A 19213-nucleotide genomic window follows, 5' to 3' on the forward strand; every position below is an offset into this window, starting at 1 on the left:
GACGGCTCGACCCCTCGACGGATGCCGCGATTGGGCGCACGATGGGTTCTTCAGCACTCGGGGACGTCAGGAAATCAGGGGATCTGGGATTGAGGGGTTCAGCGGCATCATGACTCACGACGTTTGGCAGGAGAGGGCACGCGACCACCTGTTGCTGCACTTCTCCAAGCAACGGATCGACGACCTGCTGGTGATCGAGCGGGGCGACGGGCCGTATGTGTTCGACACCGACGGGCGGCGCTACATCGACTCGCTGTCCAGCCTGTTCTGCGCACAGCTCGGTTATTCGTACGGCGAGGAGATGGCGGAGGCGGCCAGCCGGCAGCTCAGCACGCTCGCCTTCCACACGACCTGGGCGACCGCCCATCCGACCGCGATCGAACTGGCCGAGGCGATCTCCGCCCGGGCACCGGCCGAGGACTACCGGGTCTTCTTCACCAGTGGCGGGTCGGAAGCGGTCGAGGCCGCCTGGAAGCTGGCCCGGGAGCACTTCATCGCGATCGGCCAACCGCAGCGGACCAAGGCGATCGCCCGCAAGACCGCCTATCACGGAGTGACTCTCGGCGCGTTGTCCTTCACCGGGCTGCCGGGCTATGCGGCGGGCTTCGGGCCGGCGCCGGTCGAGGTCACCCATGTCTCCAACACCAACGCCTACCGTGCCCCGGACGGCACCGACCCGGTCGCGTTCCGGGACCGGCTGCTGGCCGAGGTCGAGCACGCGATCATCGACGCCGGGCCGGACACCGTCGCCATGATCATCGCCGAGCCGGTGCAGAACTCCGGTGGCTGCCTGGTGCCGCCACCCGGCTATTGGGCCGGACTGCGCCGGATCGCCGACCGGTACGGCATTCTGTTGATGGCGGACGAGGTGATCACCGGGTTCGGCCGGCTCGGCGAATGGTTCGGCATCACCGCCGAGTCCATCGCACCGGACCTGATCAGCATCGCGAAGGGCCTCACGTCGGCGTATGCGCCGATGGGCGGAGTGCTCGCCCGGTCCCGGGTGATCGATCCCATGATCAGCACCGGCTCACCGTTCCGGCACGGCATCACGTTCGGCGGGCATCCGTTGAGTGCGGCCATCGCGCTGCGCAACATCGAGATCTTCGAACGGGATCGGATCCTGGAGAACGTACGGGCACAATCCCCGCACCTCGCCGCCGAACTGCTGTCCCTGCGCTCGCTGCCGATCGTCGGTGACGTCCGCGGCTCCGGATTCTTCTGGGCCGTCGAGCTGGTCAAGGACGAACGCGGCACCCGCTTCGATCAGTCCGAACGGGACTTCCTGCTCCGCAGCTATCTCCCCCGTAAACTCCGGGCAGCCGGCCTGATCGCCCGCCCGGACGACCGAGGCGACAGCGTCGTCCAGATCGCCCCGCCCTTGATCAGCGACCGCGACCTGCTCGACGAGATCGTCGCCCGCCTCGGCGACGTCCTCGAAGACGCCGGCCACGAGATGAGCCTGATCGGCACACGAACCCCGGCGCACGTGGGCTGACGAGCTTCAGGAATCCTCGTCGATGACCGGCACCGGAGCGTACAGAGTCAGTGGACGGACTCCGGTGCCGGTCATCGCCAACGCCCACGGCCCGGCTCCCCGCTTGGTGATCTCGCGCGCGAGCCGAGGTTCATGCCAGAGGAAGAGCTCTAGCTGATCATGACGATGAGCTCATGATCAGCGATCACCGGCATCCAATCGAATCGAGTGCGCCGAGCCCGACCTCGGGAAACCTCCGTCGATCCGGGTAGCCGATGTCGTCCCGGGCCTGGACGGCATCAGGCGGCGCGCCCGCTTCCGGCGATCAACTCGAACCGCAGCGCCTCATCGATCTGCGTCGCGGTCAGGTCGTAGAGGTCGGCCAACTCCTCACGGCTGGTACCGGCCCGGAAGTCCTCCGCCAGCGATTCTGTCCGCACGTTGCGGATCGCAGGTTGCCCGAAGGATCGACTCGGATCGATCATGACGCCGGGCGTGCGGAGATCCGGCCGAAGCCGAATCACCACATCTGTGTCGTACTCGACCGCTGACCGGAACCTCTCGGTGGTCTCGGTCAGGACCAATTGACCGTTGCGGACGACCACGAGTTGGAGGGACTTCTCCAAGCCGACCTCGTCCTGCACGACCCGGACCAGTTCCCGGCCTTCGACGTCGAGAAAAGGCCGAGCGACTGCCAACGGATAGTCGCCGAACTCCTCCCGGAGGCGAACGACCGCCGGCCGAAGACGCTGCACGGGCACGTCTCGTCGGAACTCAGCGAGTAGGCGAGATTCCACCATTTCACCCCAGGTGACAGAGTCCGAGCCAGTCGCCGCCGGTCGCAGGACCGGGTCGTAGTAGCGACCGGCCCGCACGTAGCCCTCGAGCCAACGGCGGGCTGTCCCGGTGCGCAGGCCGACCAGGCGATCCACGTCCGCATAGGAGTAGATCGCACGGTCCAGCACAGAGTTGCCCATGCAGGCAATCTTGGCACCTACCACCGACATTTCCTCGGATCGCACCTAGCGAAGGGCGACGTGTGAGCGCTGGTGACGTGATCAGTCACCTTCGGTTCCGGGCCACCCTGCAAGCCCGGTCCGAAACACGTCGAGCGGACGCGTTGACCTCGTTTCCGGCCGATTTTTCGGGTCAAGGAGTCCGCTCAGTGATGGCGCGCCGGACTCCGAGGGGACGGGGTGGTAGAACGGTTTCGTGATGTCCCGAGCTAGCTAGCCCGTTCGCGAAGTTCTCCTCACGCGACGGGCCGCACCCGAATCGTCTTCTGCGCAGGTCTGGCCCTGGCCCCGGATCCGGGGTCGCATTCAGCGTGCTCGCATTCACCTGAAGGGACATGATCTTGCTCGACGCATCATCCGCACGATCGTTCGACGAACTGTTCGATGAGGCCGTGTCTGTGCCCATCGAGGGCTGGGACTTCTCGTTCAACCGGGGCCGCACCGAAGATCAGCCGTTGCCCTGGAGCTACCAGGACCTCGCCCGCCCGCTGGTGGCCCGGGCGCGCCGGGTCCTGGACATCGACACCGGAGGCGGCGAGATCCTTGGGTCGCTTCGCCCGCCCACGGGGAGTGTCGCGGTCGAGCCGCACGCGCCGAATGTTCCCGTCGCCGCTGCTCGGCTCGGTCCGCTCGGCGTCCGGGTGATCGAACGCCCGAGCGAACGACTTCCGGTCGCGGACGGTGAATTCGATCTTGTGCTCAATCGCCACGGCCATCTCGATTCAGCGGAGATCCACCGGGCCATGACACCCGGCGGTCTGCTGCTGACCCAGCAGGTCGCGGCGCAGAACGATCTTGAGTTCAACGATGCTCTCGGCATCCCGCCGGCCTTCGACCCCACGGCCCCGATCTCCCTGTCCCGGCTCGAGGAGGAACTCCAGCGTGCCGGGCTCGTGATCATCGAAGCCCGCGAGGCCTCGATCCGCACGCGGTACCTCGACGTCGGTGCCGTGATCTATCAGCTTCGGATCGTCTCCTGGCAGGCCCCCGGCTTCGACCCGATCCGGCATCGGTCCGAACTGAGACGGATCCATGATCACATCGTCAGGACCGGTGGATTCGACGTGCACAGCCGACGGTTCCTCGTGCAAGCCCGGAAGTAGGGCAATCACCCCGACAGGAACTCGCGGGCACCGCGGAGTCGGGTCCGAAGAGTGCGCTGGGTTTCCGTGCAGTCGAGGCGTACGTCGAGGGGGCCGGGGATACCGCTGCCGGCTCGGGTCGCGGTCGGCAGCAGGGCGGGGTCGAGGCCGTCGCGGCGGGCGATCAGGATGCCCAAGTCGTGGCGGCTGATCGAGTCGGGGCCGGCCAGATGGTGGATTCCGGCACGGTCGCCTGACCCGAGTTCGAGGAGGGCGGCGGCGAGGTCGGCGACGTGGACCGGGCAGCGGAAGTCGTCGGTGAACAGGCCCCCGGTCGCCTCCTTCGCCACCAGGGCGTGGACGAGTCTCTCGGTGGGTGAGTCGCCGTCTCCGATGATCAAGGAGGTGCGGGCGACGACGGCCGCCGGGTTGATGATCATGATCGCGGTCTCGGCGGCTGCCTTCGCCGCACCGTACGGCGTGATCGGATCGGGTCGGGCGGACTCGTCGTAATGATCATGTTGGCCGGAGAACAGCGCATCGCTGGAGACGTGCACCAGCCGCGCCCCGGTCGCCGTTGCCGCCAGGGCGACGTGGATCGCGCCGTCGGCGGTGCTCGCCCAGTCCTTCGACTGGTACGCCGTGTTGATCACGACGTCCGGACGGACCCGGGACACCAGGTCCTCGACGGCGGCCCGGTCCCGGACGTCGAGTTTCTCGCTCGACACCTCGGCTCCGGGCGGTCGGGTCAGGTGGGTCGCCGTGACCCGATGGCCGGCGGCGACACCCTGCCGTACGACCTCGCGGCCGAGGAACCCGCTGCCGCCGACGACGAGCAAGATCATCGCGGTCAGTCCTCGGTCCGGCCGGGCAGCGGCAGCCAGGTGATCACGTCCTGGATCACGTCGTCCCAGAGTCCCCATTCGTGCACACCGGGCCGGAAGTCGGTGATCACGTCGACGCCCTGGCTCTGGGCCTGCTCGGCGAGCTTCCGGTTCGGCGGCATCAGGCGGTCTTCCTCCGTTCCACAAGCGATGTAGAGCGGCGGTACGGTCCCGGGCGCGGCACCGGCCAGCAGCGCGAAAAGATCATCGGACTCGGCGATCTCATCGTCGAACACGCGCCGCGCGAGCTCCGACCGCTCAGGGCGATTGAGCAGTTGGCGCACGTCGACCGCCCCGGACAGGCTGGCCACCGCCCCGAACCGATCGGGATGAGTCAGGCCCAGCTTCAGCGCTCCGTAGCCGCCCATGGACAGCCCGGCCACGAACGTCGACTCGGGACGATCCGAGACCCGGAAGAACGCGCCGACGATCTTCGGCAGTTCCTCCGAGACGAAGGTCCAGTAGCGGTGACCGTGCGCCTCGTCGGCATAGAAACTCCGGTGCACCGCCGGCATCACGACCGCGAGCCCGGCCGCGGCCGCATACCGCTCGATGCTCGTGTAGCGGAGCCAGGCTGTGTGATCATCGGAGAGCCCGTGCAGCAGGTAGAGCACCGGGAAGTCGGTCCGCAGCCCGGCCGGCGAGACTCCGATCTGTTCCTCGGTCGCCTGGGGTAGTACGACGGTCATCGACGTGCCGACCTCGAGCACGTCCGAGAAGAAGTCACAGGTGATCAACGCCATCGCCCCACCCTAAGCCTGGACTCGTGCTGAGTCCGATCCCGCGCCGGTCCCCGGCAACCCCTTGACCTGCAACCGATTGCAGGTCAAGCTGTCGGTACCCGAGGGCGTCGCCGCCCTCCCCTGCGAGGAGGTTCCGATGCTCGAACAGCCCGATCCGCAGTTGAATCGCCGTCGCCTGCTCGGCCTCGGCCTGACCGGCGGACTCGCGGCCGCCGGAGCCGCGGCCTGGCCCGATCCGACCCCGGCCGCTGCCGCGACCACGTACAACCTTTTCCGCAACGCCGCGTCCTATGGCGACGAGGGCAACTACTCCGACGGCCCGGAGTTGATCACCTACGCCGCCACCGGAGTCCGCGGCGGGCTCTGGGTGCACGACGCGGCGGTCGGCAGCGTGGAGAACGGGAGCTACACGGATCCCTTCCACCGTGGCGATTGGGGCCACAATGTGCGGCGGGTGCGGGTCCGCTCCCGGCGCAGCTTCCAGCAGAACTACTCGGTCGTGGTCCGCGGCCGTACGCTCTGGTACGACCCGCTCGGCGGCCGGGTGATCGACGGGGTGACCCGCTCGTCCAACGGCGGGCTCAAGGTACTGCTCGGTCACCACAGCAACGACTACAACTACGCCGTGCTGCTGATCCGCAAGTCCGGGTATGTGACCATCCAGCGCGAGTTCGGCCACGAGTACACGACCCTGGCCAACGTCAGCTACCCGACGCCGATCGAGACGTACCGCTCCTTCAAGATCACCTGGGCCGGCGACCGGATCAGCGTCTTTCACCGGCACGCCGAGGACGGCTCGGACGACCGGCTGATCGTGCAGACGGCCGCCGGAGCCGCGCCCGGCGTCTACCAGGGCGTCAGCTACGACAACCAGCCGATCGGCATGTACCTCGACGGTGCCGCCGTCCGGATGGCATACCTCCGGGTCTGGCAGGCCTGACCGTCAGAGCCTGGACCGCCGCCGCGCCACCAGCACCAGGCCGGCGGTGATCATGGTGGCCGCCCCGAGACCGATCAGGGCCGAGGGGCCACCGGTGTTGGGCAGTTCCTCACCCGGCTCGGTCGGCTCGTCCGACGGCTCCTCGGTCGGTTCCTCGGAGGGCTCGCCCGTCGGCTCGTCGCTCGGCTCGTCGCTCGGCTCGTCGCTCGGCTCGTCGGAGGGCTCGTCCGTCGGCTCGGAGGGCGTCGGGGTCGGCGACGGCTGCGCCAGCTCGACCGTGAACTCGATCCCGGTCACGTCCTCGTCGACGACGTCGATCGTGACCGACGGATCGCCGACCACCTCGCCATCGGCGGGCGGCTCGACGGTCACCTGGTAGTCGTCGCCCACCGGCACGTCCGGGAACGTGAAGCTGCCCTCCTCGTCGGTGCTGACGACGACCGGTTCCTCGAGTTCGTCACCGGTCAGGGTGACGTCGACGTCCGGGACCGGGTCGCCAGCCGGATCGGTGACCGTACCCGAAACGTCGTAGGCGGGTTCCTCGGTGGCCGTCAGCTGGAAGTCGACCTCGGCGACGTCGCCGTCGTCCTCGATGGTCGCCTCGCCCTCGGCCGGGCCGGACGTCTGGTAGCCCTCCGGCGGCGTGATCATCACCTGGTAGTCGCCTGCGGGCAGCTCGTCCAGCCGGTAACTGCCGTCGTCGTCGGTGATCACGGTCTGTTCGAAGCCCTCTGGGCCGGTGATCGTGATCTTGGCGCCGGGCACCGGATCGCCCTGGTCGGTGGTCACGGTGCCGGTGATCGAACCGGTCGGCTCGGTCGGCTCGACGAGGACGAAGTCGACACCTTCTTGATCACCGTCGCTCAGGTCGACCTCGCGGGTGGTCGATCCGTCCGCTTCCAGCCCGGCCGGTGGGACGACCGTCACCTGGTAGTCGTCGTAGGTCGCGTAACCCGGGAACGTGTAGTTGCCCTCCGCATCGGTCTCGGTCTCGGCGATCACCTCGCCGTCGCTGTCGAGCAGCTGCAGGGTGATCCCTTCCTGCCGGTCGGCCGGAGCGGTCACCGTGCCCGAGATGTCGTACGCCAGCGAGGAGAACCAGGTCTGGTAGACCGGGCTGCCGGAGGTCCGGCTGAACACGAAGGTCAGCGTCGAGATCGGCACGGTCGGCTCGAACCAAGCGCTCGCGCCCGCCGTGTCGGGGCCGCCGCCGGTCAGGGTCAAGGTGTCCGCGTCCCAGGTCGGCAGGTCGGAGCCGTCGTTGCCGGGGCCGGAGCAGGAGGGCTTCGGCGAGACGCCCGGCGCGCAGTAGTTGAACGTGTCCTGGAACCCCAGCTGGGCGGCGGTCAGTGCAGAGCCGTCGGCACCGGTCGCGCTGATCGTCACCGCGTCCGCGTCGACGTCGCCGAGTACGAAGGTCCAGCCGGAGGCCGGCGTCGGCCGCTCGAAGGTGTACGTCGTCGTCGAAGGTGGCGCCGCGCTGAGGCCGTTGGGTCGGAGATTGAGGTACGGCTGCCCCTGGCTCGACCCGTACTTCTCGCCGGGCGGGGTCTGCGGGGCCAGGAAGGTCGAGACGCCGGACTGGACGCCGACCGCCGAACCGCCGACGGAGTTCGTGGCCACCGACGCGGCCGGGAAACCCGCCGCCTGCTGCCGCATCGTCGTCGTGAAGTCGCGCGAGCTGCCGGACAGCGGCTCCCAGGCGGCCCAGCCCGCCGGCGCCGCCGCGGCCGGGCCGGCACCGGCCAGGATCAACAAGGTGGCGAGCAGCAGTGAGCCGATGGTCAGCAGGGAGCGTCGGGGCATGTCCGTCCTCTGGTCGTACGTGAAGCGTCCGTCCCCCGAGGATGCAGGCATTCGGCAGGGTAGCGATCCGGCCACCGCCGCGCCACTTCCCGCGCCGTCAGGGCCAGCCGGCCCATTCCGTGTCGGCGGTGGCCTCGAACTCCAGCAAGCGATTCCACTTCGCGGTCCGCTCCGAGCGGTGGGTCGAGCCGACCTTGATCTGCCCGGCCCGCCAGCCGACGGCGAGGTCGGCCACCCAGGCGTCCTCCGTCTCACCGGACCTGGCCGACACCACGGTACGGAAGCCGGCCCGCTGGGCTGCCGTGATCACGTCCTGGGTCCGGCTCAGCAGGCCGTTCTGGTTGACCTTGATCAAGATCGCGTTGGCTGACCGCTCCGCGATGCCCCGGTCCAGCCGATCTCGCTGTGTCACGAAGAGATCGTCTCCGATCAGATCGCAGTGCCCGCCCAGCCGTGCGGTGATCGTCTGCCAGCCGGCCCAGTCGTCCTCGGCCAGCGGATCCTCGATCGACACGATCGGATAGCGGTCCAGCCAGCCCGCATACTCGGTGATCAACTCCTCGGCCGTGAGCACGCGGTCCTCGGCCGCCAGCCGGTAGGCGCCCTCGGCGTAGAACTCGGTCGCGGCGGCGTCGATCGCCACCGAGGCCTGCTCCCCCGGTGTCAGTCCGGCCGCCTCGATGGCCTCGATCACCAGCCCGATCGCGGCCTCGTTGGATTCCAGCCGCAGCCCCAGCCCGCCCTCGTCGGCGACCAGGACGGCCTCCTCGAACCCGCGCCGGCGGGCCACCTCGACGGCCCTCTGACGTACCGCCTGGGCCCAGGCGATCGCCTCCGCGAACGAAGCGGCTCCGTGCGGCACCACCAGGAAGTCCTGCAGGTCGATCGCCGAGCCGGCATGGGCTCCGCCCGAGACGATGTTGATCATGGGCATCGGCAGCAGCAGCGGCCCGTCGCCGGCCAGCCGGCAGGCCAGGTCGACACCCTCCTGGTCGGCCGCAGCGAGCGCCGTGGCGATCGAGACGGCGAGGGTCGAGTTGGCGCCCACCCGGTCCGGCCCGGCGTCGGCCGCGGCCTGCTCGATGGCCGCGTCCACAGTCGCCTGATCGTTCGCGTCCAGACCCCGGACGGCCGGCTCGAGCGCCTCGATCACGCCGGCGACCGCGGTCCGTACACCGTAACCCTGGTAGCGATCCCCACCGTCGCGGAGCTCGCGCGCCTCGTGCGAACCGGCCGATGCACCGGACGGCACCCGGGTCGTGCCGGTCGCCCCGCCGGTCAGCCGAACCCGGGCCGCGACGGTCGGGCGGCCGCGTGAGTCCAACGCCTCCCAGGCCTGGACCTGCTCGATTCGGCTCCTGATCACGCGTGTTCTCCGGCCGCCGGCCCGTTCAGGACCCGGACCCGTTGCCACAGCTCCTCGATCGTGCCGTCGCCAGCCACCTGATCACGGGCGAGCTCGCGGACCAGACCCTCCTGCCGCTCGGACAGGTAGTGCACCTTCGACACCCCGTCGACCCGGGCCAGCATCAGCGCCGCGACATGATCACCGAGCTCCTCGCCGGTCACGCCGGACTCGGGCCACGCCTCGCGGTACGTGGTCCAGAACGTCATCGCGGCGTCGAGCAGGAAGCGCCGCTCCCGCTCCACGGCCTTCAGGGTCAGATGCGCGGCCAGGAAGGCGAGATCGAAGACCGGCCGGCCCGCCACCGCCACCTCGTGATCGACGATCCACAGGCCGTCATCGCCGACCAGCACGTTCTACGGTGAGAAGTCGCCGTGGACCAGGCACCGGTGATCGCGATGCAGGTCGTCGGCGAGCTCGCGCAACCGGCCGGCGAGGTCGGGATGGACCTCGCCCAGTGCCCGATAGAACGGATCGGTGCGCAGCAGCCGATAGGTCTCCTGATCATCGAACGCGGCCAGCAGCGCCGCGTCGCCGGCCGTGCCCGCATGCCACCGGGCCAGGCAACGGCCGAGCCGTCCGGCCACGTCGGTCGCGACCACAGCCTTCTCGCCGGCCAGCAGCCGCTCCTTCCACGGCCACCACTCCGACGGGGCGCAGGTCATGGTCAAGATCAACTGGTCGGGGTCGACGTCGATCAGCCGCGGCACCAGCTCCGGGGTCAGCTTCCCGTACACCTCGAGAGCCCTTGCCTCAGTGAGGATCCGGCGCCGGTCGGCATGCCAGGCGCCGGGTACGGCCAGCCGCTCCAGGGCCTGCTTGCAGACCACCGGACCGTTGGGGAGATCGATCCGGACGACGATCCCGGACACCCCGCCGGGCAGCCGTTCCACGCGGGCCAGGGTGCCGGCGTGGATGCCCCGGCGGTCCAGGTAGTGCCGGATCTCCGCGTCACTCGCAGTATTCAGGTCCATCATGATCAACTTCCGGTCGGGTGCAGATGATCGGGTACGACAACGATCTTGATCTCGCTGTGGCCGGGCCGGGACAGCGGAACGAAGCCGTCCTCCACCGTGCGACTCAACGGGATCACGCGGGTGATCAGCGGCGCGGTCACGATCGCGCCGGAGCGGAGCAGTTCCAGGGCGCGCGGGAAGTCCGTGTCCCACGCGTGCGAGCGGCTCGAGGTGACGGTCTTCTCGTCCAGCACGAACGGCAGCATCGGCACCGCGAACGTGTCGTCGTGCACGCCGAGCAGGATGGCGGTGCCGCCGCGCCGGATCACGTCGATCGCGCTGCGCGCCGCTGCGGTCGACCCGGCGCATTCGATGGCCAGGTCCGGCCCGCCCGCCTCGTACCGCTGCGGCAGGCCGCCGAGTTCGGCCGGGGTCAGGAAGGTGCTGGCGCCGCAGGCCAGCGACACCTCCCGCTTGGCCGGGTTCGCGTCGACCATGATCACGTCGGCGGCGCCCATCGCCCGGGCGGCCTGTCCGGCCAGCAGCCCGACCGTACCGGCGCCGAAGATCACCACCGAGGACCCGGCGAGTTCCGGCTGCCGGCTCAGCGCCCGGACACCGACCGAGAGCGGCTCCACCAGCACGGCCTCGGTCGGCGGCAGGTCCGCGTCCAGCGGCAGGCACATGAAGCCCGGCGCGATCATGAAATCGGCCAGTCCGCCGTGGTCCATCTGCCCCAGCGAGGCGACCTGGGCGCAGAGCGGGTACTCGCCGCGGCCGCACCAGAAGCACTGACCGCAGAACCGGTTTCCCTCGACGACGACGCGGGTGCCGACCGGCGGCGCGGCCGGGTCCCGGGACTCCCTGATCGTGCCGACCGCCTCGTGGCCGAAGGTCAGCGGCGCCTTCGCCCCGGTCAGCGGATGCTCGGTCAGCGGCACCACGATCGGGCCGTTCAGGTACTCCTCGACATCCGTACCGCAGATGCCGCAGGCCTCGATCTCGATCAACACCCAGCCGTCGGAAAGCTCGGCCGGCACCGGGATCGTGTCCACCCGGACGTCGCGCCGGCCCCACCAGCGGAGCGCCGTCATGGTCCGCTCGGCAACGTTGTGCGCCATCATCCCTCCAGCACGACCAGGCAGGTGTAGCGGAGCATAGTGGAGCCGATCGGCACCAGGTGGAGCGTGCCGGTGCCCGCCCCGCCGAGCGCCTCCTGGCGCGGATTCGGGTCGAGGCCCTCGACCTCGACCGTCAGGCCCGGCGCGGTCCAGGGATCTTCGCCCGGCTCCTTCATGATCACGGTCGCCGTGTCGAGGCCTGACCGCAGCAGGTACGGAGCGTGCAGCGAGCGCGGGTCGGCCGGGGTCAGATCCTGGTCGGCGAACTCACTGCCGGGATAGCTCCTGGTCGGCTCCGCTCGGTGCTCGATCGGGTGGCTCATGATCAACGGCCCGGCCGTCAGCGCCACCCGGCCGTCCACGGAACGCTTCGACCCGATCCGCATCGGCAGCCGTACGGTGAGGACGGCCTGTTCCGGCCAACTGGCGGCGATCCGGACCACCGTGCCGACCTCCGGCGTCTCGATCACCGGCGCGACGAACTCCAGGTTCTCGCACCAGCCGGGCACCCGCAGCTCCAGCACGAAGTCCGTCGGCAGCCCGGACAGCTCCAGCGTGATCGTGTCGGAGAACGGGAACTCGGTCCGCTGGCGCAGGGTGACCCGGTGATCGCCGAGCCGGACCGTGGTGATCATCGGGCCGTACTGCACCACGCGGAGACCGTTCTCGATCATGATCACGGACCGGTCGATCATGGCCGGCAGGATCCGGCCGGCGTTCGGCACGCAACAGACGGCGGCGTCGTCATGGGTGGGCGAGATGTCCCAGCGGGCGCCCATGGCTCTGGTGGCGGCGGGCTGGTTCTCGGCGAAGAAGTAGGCCGCGCCGCTGCCGTCGGCGGCTCGGGCGGCCTGGGCGGCGTTCAGCCACAGGGTCTCGGCCAGGTCAGCGGCGTCCGGCCGGTCGAGGATCCGGGCGAACTCCGAGGCGGTGATCGCTAATTCGGTGATCGCGCAGTATTCGTAGCCGGCCTCCGGCACCGGCCAGGGCCGCTGACCGGGGGCACCCACGGTCTCGTCGCTGCGCAGCGCGCCGGTGACGCCGACCGCGGCCAACAGCTTGGCCCAGCCGGCCTGTGCCGCATCGAGCAGTTGTTGATCACCGGTGAACTCGTACAGCCGGAGCGGGATCCTGAGGTTCTCGGCGACGTGCGGTCCGTGGCCGTGGAACGGGTCGCCGGACAGCAGATGATCAAGCTGGCCGTCGTCCTCCACCCAGCTCAACGGGGCCAGGCTGAACCGGCGGTAGATCCGCACGGCCAGGTCGACCGGCTCCGGTCGACCGGTCCGCCGGGCCACGTCGAGCAGCAGGTCGACCACCTGCAGATCGTGGCCGCGGACCGCGGTCTCCGGTTCGGCGTCGGCGAAGGCCGCGGGACCCGCGGCCTCGAACCGGGCGCCGAGCCAGTCGACGGCCCGGTCCACGGCCGCCAGCAGGTCATGATCATGGTGAGCGCCGGCCCACTCCTCGATCGCCAGCAGCAGCCGGCTCGTCGTCCAGCAGTCGCCGGGCAGCCACCGGCTCGCCTGCCGCGCCGCGGCGGTGAACATGCCGAGGTAGCCGTCCGGGTCCTGGTGCGCGACCGCCGCCGCGATCCGCGCCGCCACATCGGCCCGCTCCCGATCCGTGCCGACCATCCGCACGTGGCCCGCATAGCCGATCAGCCAGTTGCCCTCGCTCTCGCCGTTCCACCACTGGACCGCGCCGACGTTGTCGCCGACGGCCGCGGAGTCCGGGCCGAGCCGGCCGGCCGCGAAGACCTCGCCACCGACCTCGGCGCTGATCCGCGGCAACGCGCCGACGAAGCCGTCGAGATTCTGTCTGGCCTGCCGGGCGATCCAGCCTTCCGGCACCGTCGACCCGGCCGGCAGCGGTCGCCCAACGGCATGCGTCATGATCGGAACGCTACCGGGTTCTCCGTGACAAGATTGGGGAAGTTCGAGCCGGGACATCGCGGCCGGAAGTTCCCCACAGTGAGGTGGTGCGCGCATGCGGCGACGTGGCTGGTCGTTGTTGTTGATCTTGGCGCTGGTGGCGGGCTGGTTCGGCGCCGCGCCGGCCTCGGCCCAGCCGCCGACGGCGGTCACCCTGGTCGGTGATCTGCAGACCGAACTCGGCTGTGCTCAGGACTGGGACCCGGCCTGCCCGCAGACCGCGTTGCGGCCGACCGGCGAGCCGGGGCGCTGGGCCGCGACGTTCACTCTGCCGGCCGGGAGGTACGCGTACAAGGTGGCGATCGATCACGGCTGGGAGATCAGCTGGGGCCTGAACGGCGGGCCGGAGAACGTACCGCTGACGATCGCCGGCGAGGTCCGGCTCACGGTCCGCTACGACGACACCGTGCACCGGATCGGGCTCACCCCGCTGGATCTGCCCGGTGATCATGATCCCGGCGACGCCGGCCTGGTCGGCAAGCCGGCCCGGGCGCCCGGCACCGGCCAGCAGTTCTACTTCGCGCTGACCGATCGGTTCGCCGACGGTGACCCGACCAACAACACCGGCGGCCGGAAGCCGGACAAGCTCAGCTCCGGCTACGACCCGACCGACGCGAACTTCTACCACGGCGGCGATCTGGCCGGCCTGGAGTCGAAGCTCGACTACATCAAAGGCCTCGGGACGACGGCGATCTGGATCACGCCGCCGTTCGGCAACCTTCCGGTGCAGACCGTCGGCGAACTCAGCCTGGGCAGCTACCACGGCTACTGGACACTGGACCTGACCACGATCGACGCCCATCTCGGCACCGAGCAGGGCATGCGCCGGTTGATCAAGTCCGCGCACCGGCGCGGGATCAAGATCTACTTCGACATCGAGATCAACACCACCGCCGACGTGATCAGGTACACCGGCGGCACGTCCGACTACGTGCCGATCGCCGACCACCCGTACACGGACCGGCATGGCAAGGTGATCGACATCGCGGCGATCGCCGGCGACGCCGACTTCCCGCCGCTGGACCCGAAGACCTCGTTCCCGTACGTCCCGGAGGTGCCGGCCGCGCTGCGCAACGCGAAGAAGCCGCACTGGCTCAACGATCCGCGGCTCTATCATAACCGCGGTGACTCGACGTTCACCGGCGAGTCGGTGACCTACGGCGACTTCTTCGGCCTGGACGACCTGATGACCGAGCATCCGCGGGTGGTCCGGGGCTACATCGACGTGTACAAGAAGTGGGTCGACTTCGGCGTCGACGGGTTCCGGATCGACACCGTCAAGCATGTGAACTTCGAGTTCTGGCAGGAATGGTCGGCCGCGATCATGAAACACGCCCGCGAGATCGGCAACGACGACTTCTTCATGTTCGGCGAGGTGTTCGACGGCGACCCGAAGAACCTCGCCCCATACGTCCGCGACACCGAGCTCGGCGGCGTGCTCGACTTCGCGTTCGCCGGCAACGCGGTGAACTTCGCGAAGGGTACGACAGCGCGCGGACTGGCCGCGTTCTTCGCCACGGATGATCTCTACACCACGCCGAACGCGTCGGCGTCGAACCTCTCGACGTTCGTCTCCAACCACGACATCGGCCGGATCGGCCACCTGCTCGGCGACGCCGACCGGCTGCCGGACCGGGACCGGCTGGCCCACGAGTTGATGCTGCTCAGCCGCGGCCAGCCGGTGCTCTACTACGGCGACGAGCAGGGCTTCACCGGCGGCGGCGACCTGTGGACCGACGTGGCCGCGCGGCAGGACATGTTCGCCACCCAGGTCGACGCGTACGCCCAGCAGAAGTTGATCACCGGCGAGCCGGTCGGGAAGCGGGACCGCTACGACACGAACGGCGCGCTGTATCCCGACCTGGCCGCACTCGGCCGGCTCCGGGCCGACCATCCGTCCCTCGCCACCGGCGCACAGCGGGAGCGGTTCGCCGACGACGGACCCGGCGTGTACGCGTTCAGCCGGGTCGATCGGGAGCAGCGGATCGAACACCTGGTGGCCCTCAACAACGCGTCCGTGCCGCGTATGGTGACGTTCGATACGCTGACGCCCGGTGCCCGGTTCTCCTTGTTGTACGGCGATTCCGAGCCGGTCACCGCCACCGAGGACGGTTCTGTGACGATCACCGTACCGGCGCTGGCGACCGTGGTCCTCAAGGCCGACCGATCGGTCGCCTCACCAGCCGCCGCGCAGTCGATCAAGGTCGGTGCGCCGACTCCTGGGGCGGCGCTGGCTGGCCTGGCACCGGTGACGGCCGTGGTCGATCCGGGCCGCTGGCAGGAGACCTCGTTCGGCTGGCGAGTGGCGGGAGCGAAGGACTGGCAACCGCTCGGCACCAGCGACCTGACCGCACCGTCCGTCCGGCACGACGTCGCCGATCTTGCTCTCGGCACCTTGATCGAATACCGCGCGGTCACCGTCGACGCGGCCGGCCACCGGTCCGCCGCCTCGTCGTACGGCTCCGTCGGCTTCGCCGTCGATCTTTCGGTCCCGGACCCGGGCGACGGGATCGTCACCGTGCCCGGCACCCACAACGCCGCCATGGGCTGCGCCTCGGACTGGCAGGTCGACTGCGCCGCCGCCCGCCTCGAGCTCGGCGACGACGGCACCTGGTCCAAGACCTTCACCGGCATCCCGGCCGGGACCTACGAGTACAAGATCGCCCTGAACAATTCCTGGGAGGAGAACTACGGCGAGGGCGGCGTCCGCGACGGCCCGAACATGACCTACACGACGACTGGCGGCCCGGTCACGATCTTCTACGACCCCGAGACCCACCTGAGCCGAGTCGAGACCGGCTAGAGCGGGGTGCTAGCATTGCTTGCATAGTGCGTGGAGGAGGTGCCGACATGTCGACGATCACGGTTCGAAACCTGCCAGAGGCGACCCGGCGGGCACTCAAGGAACGGGCCGCTCGCAACAACCGGTCGATGGAAGCCGAGGCTCGCAGCATTCTCGAGGAGGCAGTGGGTGACGGCGGCCCGAACTGGGTCGAGGAGTGGCTCGACGCGGCCGAGTCCCTTCGCGGTGACCCGCTTCCGATCCCCGAGCGTTCGCCGGCACGCACCGTCGATCTGTCGTGATCGTCATCGATACCAACGTCGTCTCGGAGCCCGTCCGACGCAGACCGGATCCCCACGTGCTCGACTGGCTCCTTGCCGAGTCGGCCAACCTGGCGATCACGACGGTGACGATCGGAGAGCTCGTCTATGGGGCCAGACGTCTGCCGACCGGTCGCCGACAGACGGAGATGATCAAGGCGGTCGAGCAGATGATCAAGTCGACCGCTCGCCACCGGTTGCCGTACGACGAAGACGCAGCGCGTGCATTTGCCGGGCTTCGCGCCGAGCATGAGGCCCGGGGCCGGCAGTTCTCCGCCGAGGACGGAATGATCGCGGGTATCTGCGCAGCGAATGGAGCGGCGATCGCAACCCGCAACGTGCGCCACTTCGAGGGTTTGGGCCTGGAAGTCATCAATCCCTGGGAGCCGCGCGACCGGCAGCCTTGAGGATCCGCAAGGCGTGGAAGGTGATCAACTCGCTCGGCTGGCGGACCGCACCCCAGTCCACTGCCTCGCCCTGATTCTCGGCGAACCGATGGCCCGGTGGCACCCACCACTGCCGGTCGGCGGCCCACCGACCGTCCGGCCCGCGTTTCTGCTCCAGCAGATCAAGGCAGTCCGCGCTCCGCGGATCGGCGACCCGTCCCATCCGGGTCAAATAGCGCAGGGCGACCAGCACGTCGTAGTGCCAGTACGACGGGTAGCCGAGCTTTCCCCAACGCTCGTTGATCAACTGGCCTTCCGGCGGCGGCTTCGGCCGGAACCGGCTCGGCCGTCCCGTGCCGAGGCTGAAGATCAATCGGTGGTCGAGGAACAACTCGGCGACACGATCGGCGGCAGCCGCGGCATCATGATCACCGGTGGCCCTCGCGTACTCGTACAGACCGAGCATCGCGGCGATCGACTCGTGGAACGAGGAGCGGCGGCCCGAGGCGTTCCGATGGCAGTTCCAGCCGCCGTCCGGCCACTGCCACTCGATCAACTTCTCGGCCAGGTACGACAGCCGGGGATCGTCACCAACCCGGCCGAGGCGACAGCCGATGATCAACGCGTGCCCCTCCACATTGGCGCAGAACCTGTGCAGCCCGTTGCGTCAGCGCTCGGATCGCCGGCTCGTCCGAGGCGAGCAGCCATTCGACGGCTTCGTCGCTCACCCGGACCAGGCTACCCAGAGCCAACCTGACCTGGGTCGAGACCGGCTGACCGAGCCCGGCTCGGCCTAACATGCTCGGGGTGAACGGTGCGAGCTACGAAGCCAGGCACGGAATCACCCCGAAGAACGTCCTGGTGATCGTCATCGGCCTGGGATTTGTCGCCCTCGGCGTCTGGTTGCTCGATCGGAATCCGATCGTGGCCATCGCCTCAATCCTGTTCTTCGGAGCCTGTGCCGTCACGATGATCATCAGCACCGTCATGGTCTGGGGGAAGCCGGCGCTCCGAGTCGACGCGAACGGAGTCCTGCTCGGCCGACTTGCCTTTCACGGACCCGCCTCCAGCCTGTTCGTGCCGTGGTCTGAGATCGGCGCCGTCGTCCTGTTCCGGCAACACGTCGGGCCGAGCCGGCCACCCTACCTCGGCCTGGACGGCCGGACCGGGCCGATCGCGGCGCCGCCGCTGCGCGGCTTCGGGCCGGCGGCGGCGCACTTCGTCCCTCATGTCCCGCCCTGGGTCATCGCCGTCAGCCGACCCATCTCGGGCTGGACCCTCGACCGCCCGGCCCTGGAGCGAGCCCTGGCCGCCTATGCACCCGATGTCGCGCTGGTCGACCTCGGCTGATGTCGCGAAACCTCCATCAGCCGAACGCTGGAAGCGCTCTGAACGTTTAACCACTCCGTGTGTGGAGGGATTGCGACAAGGGTCGGGCTCAGCCGGTCAGGATCCGTTCGGCGACGTCGACCGCTCGGTCGATCGGGACGGCGAAGCCGATGCCGATGTTGCCCGAGGTCCGGCCGCCGAGGGTGGCGATCGAGGTGTTGATCCCGACCACCCGGCCGTCCAGGTCGACCAGTGGGCCGCCGGAGTTGCCGGGGTTGATCGACGCGTCGGTCTGGATCATCGCCCGCGGCGTACTGCGGCCCTGGATGGCGCTGACGATGCCGGCGGTCACGGTCCCGTTCAGGCCGAGCGGTGAGCCGACGGCCAGCACGGACTGGCCGATCCGCAACTCGTCGCTGTCGCCCAGGTCCGCGGCCGGCAGCCCGTTCGCGTTGTCCGCCTGCAGGACCGCGATGTCGTTGGTGGCGTCCGAGCCGATGATCCTGGCCGACACGGACCGGCCGTCGGCGCGGACCAGTCGGACCGTCTGCGAGCCGGCGATGACGTGGTGATTGGTGATCACGTGACCGGCACCGTCGATCACGACGCCGGAACCGCTGCCGCGGCCGGCCCGGACCTGGACCACGCTGGGCAGGATCACGGCCGCCGCCTGCTCGGCCTCGGTCTCGCCGACCGACCGTGGGGCCGGCCGCTGGCCCTGGACGATCTGGGTGATCGGTTCCGCCCGGTCGATCAGCTGGGTCGCGCCGACCCCGGACAGTCCGCCGACCACCAGGGCGACGGTCGCAGCGACCGCGACGGTGCCGGCGCGGCCGCGCCGTGGCGGGGCCGGTCGGCCGGCAGCGGGCACCGGCGGCGCCTCGAAGGGACCCGGCGGCGGAGCGAACGGGCCCGCCGGACCTGGCCGGCCTGACTCCATCGGCGGACCTGCCGGCCGGCCGAGTCCCGGCCAGCCCGCCCCGGATCCCCGGGGATCTTGATCATGATTCGGGTACGTCATCGGTCGTTCTC

Annotated in this window: 18 protein-coding genes; 7 read left to right on the forward strand and 11 right to left on the reverse strand. The window is 69.5% G+C overall.

Annotated elements, in window-relative coordinates; all coding sequences use genetic code 11:
- The first annotated feature begins 109 nt into the window (after positions 1–109).
- A complete protein-coding gene (locus BKA15_RS15455; RefSeq protein ID WP_179752191.1) occupies positions 110–1498 on the forward strand; it encodes an aminotransferase class III-fold pyridoxal phosphate-dependent enzyme in 1389 nt (462 codons plus the stop codon).
- A gap of 278 nt (positions 1499–1776) precedes the next feature.
- Here BKA15_RS15455 and BKA15_RS15460 read toward each other — a convergent pair whose 3' ends face one another.
- Positions 1777–2454 (reverse strand): DUF433 domain-containing protein, encoded by a 678-nt coding sequence (locus tag BKA15_RS15460; RefSeq protein WP_179752193.1) that lies wholly within the window; start codon positions 2452–2454, stop codon positions 1777–1779.
- Between the two features lie 431 nt (positions 2455–2885).
- On the opposite strand from BKA15_RS15460, the gene BKA15_RS15465 reads away from it, so the two are divergent.
- Positions 2886–3596: a class I SAM-dependent methyltransferase gene (locus BKA15_RS15465; protein WP_179752195.1), complete on the forward strand. Its 711-nt coding sequence runs from the start codon at positions 2886–2888 to the stop codon at positions 3594–3596.
- 5 nt (positions 3597–3601) lie between these two features.
- On the opposite strand, the gene BKA15_RS15470 is transcribed toward BKA15_RS15465, so the two are convergent.
- Together BKA15_RS15470 and BKA15_RS15475 are read right to left on the reverse strand one after the other, a co-directional pair.
- The gene (locus BKA15_RS15470; protein WP_179752197.1) at positions 3602–4420 is read right to left on the reverse strand and encodes an SDR family oxidoreductase; all 819 of its coding nucleotides are present in this window, start codon (positions 4418–4420) and stop codon (positions 3602–3604) included.
- Positions 4421–4425: 5 nt separating this feature from the next.
- Positions 4426–5202 (reverse strand): alpha/beta hydrolase, encoded by a 777-nt coding sequence (locus BKA15_RS15475; RefSeq protein ID WP_179752199.1) that lies wholly within the window; start codon positions 5200–5202, stop codon positions 4426–4428.
- Positions 5203–5338: 136 nt separating this feature from the next.
- Here BKA15_RS15475 and BKA15_RS15480 point away from each other — a divergent pair, with 136 nt between their 5' ends.
- Positions 5339–6142 carry a hypothetical protein gene (locus tag BKA15_RS15480; protein WP_179752201.1) on the forward strand — a complete coding sequence of 268 codons (804 nt, stop codon included), beginning with the start codon at positions 5339–5341 and terminating at the stop codon, positions 6140–6142.
- A gap of 3 nt (positions 6143–6145) precedes the next feature.
- On the opposite strand, the gene BKA15_RS15485 is transcribed toward BKA15_RS15480, so the two are convergent.
- The 6 genes from BKA15_RS15485 to BKA15_RS15510 all read right to left on the reverse strand — a co-directional run bounded on the left by BKA15_RS15485 (position 6146) and on the right by BKA15_RS15510 (position 13325).
- Positions 6146–7948, reverse strand: a complete 1803-nt coding sequence (locus tag BKA15_RS15485) for an MSCRAMM family protein (protein ID WP_179752203.1) — start codon at positions 7946–7948, stop codon at positions 6146–6148.
- A 97-nt stretch (positions 7949–8045) separates the two neighbouring features.
- Positions 8046–9314: a phosphopyruvate hydratase gene (gene eno, locus BKA15_RS15490; protein WP_218871347.1), complete on the reverse strand. Its 1269-nt coding sequence runs from the start codon at positions 9312–9314 to the stop codon at positions 8046–8048.
- Positions 9311–9706 (reverse strand): hypothetical protein, encoded by a 396-nt coding sequence (locus BKA15_RS15495; protein ID WP_179752205.1) that lies wholly within the window; start codon positions 9704–9706, stop codon positions 9311–9313. Before BKA15_RS15495 ends, eno begins: the two co-directional genes overlap by 4 nt.
- Positions 9707–9709: 3 nt before the next feature.
- Positions 9710–10330, reverse strand: a complete 621-nt coding sequence (locus BKA15_RS15500) for a phosphotransferase family protein (RefSeq protein WP_179752207.1) — start codon at positions 10328–10330, stop codon at positions 9710–9712.
- A gap of 2 nt (positions 10331–10332) precedes the next feature.
- On the reverse strand, positions 10333–11433 hold the full coding sequence (locus BKA15_RS15505; RefSeq protein WP_179752209.1) for an alcohol dehydrogenase catalytic domain-containing protein: 1101 nt from the start codon (positions 11431–11433) through the stop codon (positions 10333–10335).
- On the reverse strand, positions 11430–13325 hold the full coding sequence (locus BKA15_RS15510; RefSeq protein WP_179752211.1) for a beta-L-arabinofuranosidase domain-containing protein: 1896 nt from the start codon (positions 13323–13325) through the stop codon (positions 11430–11432). The genes BKA15_RS15505 and BKA15_RS15510 overlap by 4 nt, the downstream gene beginning before the upstream one ends.
- Positions 13326–13419: 94 nt before the next feature.
- Here BKA15_RS15510 and BKA15_RS15515 point away from each other — a divergent pair, with 94 nt between their 5' ends.
- From BKA15_RS15515 to BKA15_RS15525, 3 genes are read left to right on the forward strand one after another with little or no spacing between them, the layout of a single operon-like run.
- Positions 13420–16167 carry an alpha-amylase family glycosyl hydrolase gene (locus BKA15_RS15515; RefSeq protein ID WP_179752213.1) on the forward strand — a complete coding sequence of 916 codons (2748 nt, stop codon included), beginning with the start codon at positions 13420–13422 and terminating at the stop codon, positions 16165–16167.
- Positions 16168–16214: 47 nt separating this feature from the next.
- Positions 16215–16448: a FitA-like ribbon-helix-helix domain-containing protein gene (locus BKA15_RS15520; RefSeq protein ID WP_179752215.1), complete on the forward strand. Its 234-nt coding sequence runs from the start codon at positions 16215–16217 to the stop codon at positions 16446–16448.
- The gene (locus tag BKA15_RS15525) at positions 16445–16873 is read left to right on the forward strand and encodes a type II toxin-antitoxin system VapC family toxin (RefSeq protein WP_179752217.1); all 429 of its coding nucleotides are present in this window, start codon (positions 16445–16447) and stop codon (positions 16871–16873) included. The genes BKA15_RS15520 and BKA15_RS15525 overlap by 4 nt, the downstream gene beginning before the upstream one ends.
- Here the strand turns inward: BKA15_RS15525 and BKA15_RS15530 are convergent.
- Complete coding sequence (locus BKA15_RS15530; protein WP_179752219.1) at positions 16839–17489, reverse strand: hypothetical protein; 651 nt, start codon at positions 17487–17489, stop codon at positions 16839–16841. The genes BKA15_RS15525 and BKA15_RS15530 overlap by 35 nt on opposite strands.
- A 170-nt stretch (positions 17490–17659) precedes the next feature.
- Between BKA15_RS15530 and BKA15_RS15535 the strand changes: the two genes are divergently transcribed.
- Positions 17660–18202: a hypothetical protein gene (locus tag BKA15_RS15535; protein ID WP_179752221.1), complete on the forward strand. Its 543-nt coding sequence runs from the start codon at positions 17660–17662 to the stop codon at positions 18200–18202.
- 88 nt (positions 18203–18290) lie between these two features.
- Here the strand turns inward: BKA15_RS15535 and BKA15_RS15540 are convergent, their stop codons facing one another.
- A complete protein-coding gene (locus tag BKA15_RS15540; RefSeq protein ID WP_179752223.1) occupies positions 18291–19202 on the reverse strand; it encodes a S1C family serine protease in 912 nt (303 codons plus the stop codon).
- Between the last annotated feature and the right edge of the window lie 11 nt (positions 19203–19213).

The sequence above is a fragment of the Microlunatus parietis genome (assembly GCF_013407955.1).
In the GTDB taxonomy this organism is placed as follows: Bacteria; Actinomycetota; Actinomycetes; order Propionibacteriales; family Propionibacteriaceae; genus Microlunatus; species Microlunatus parietis.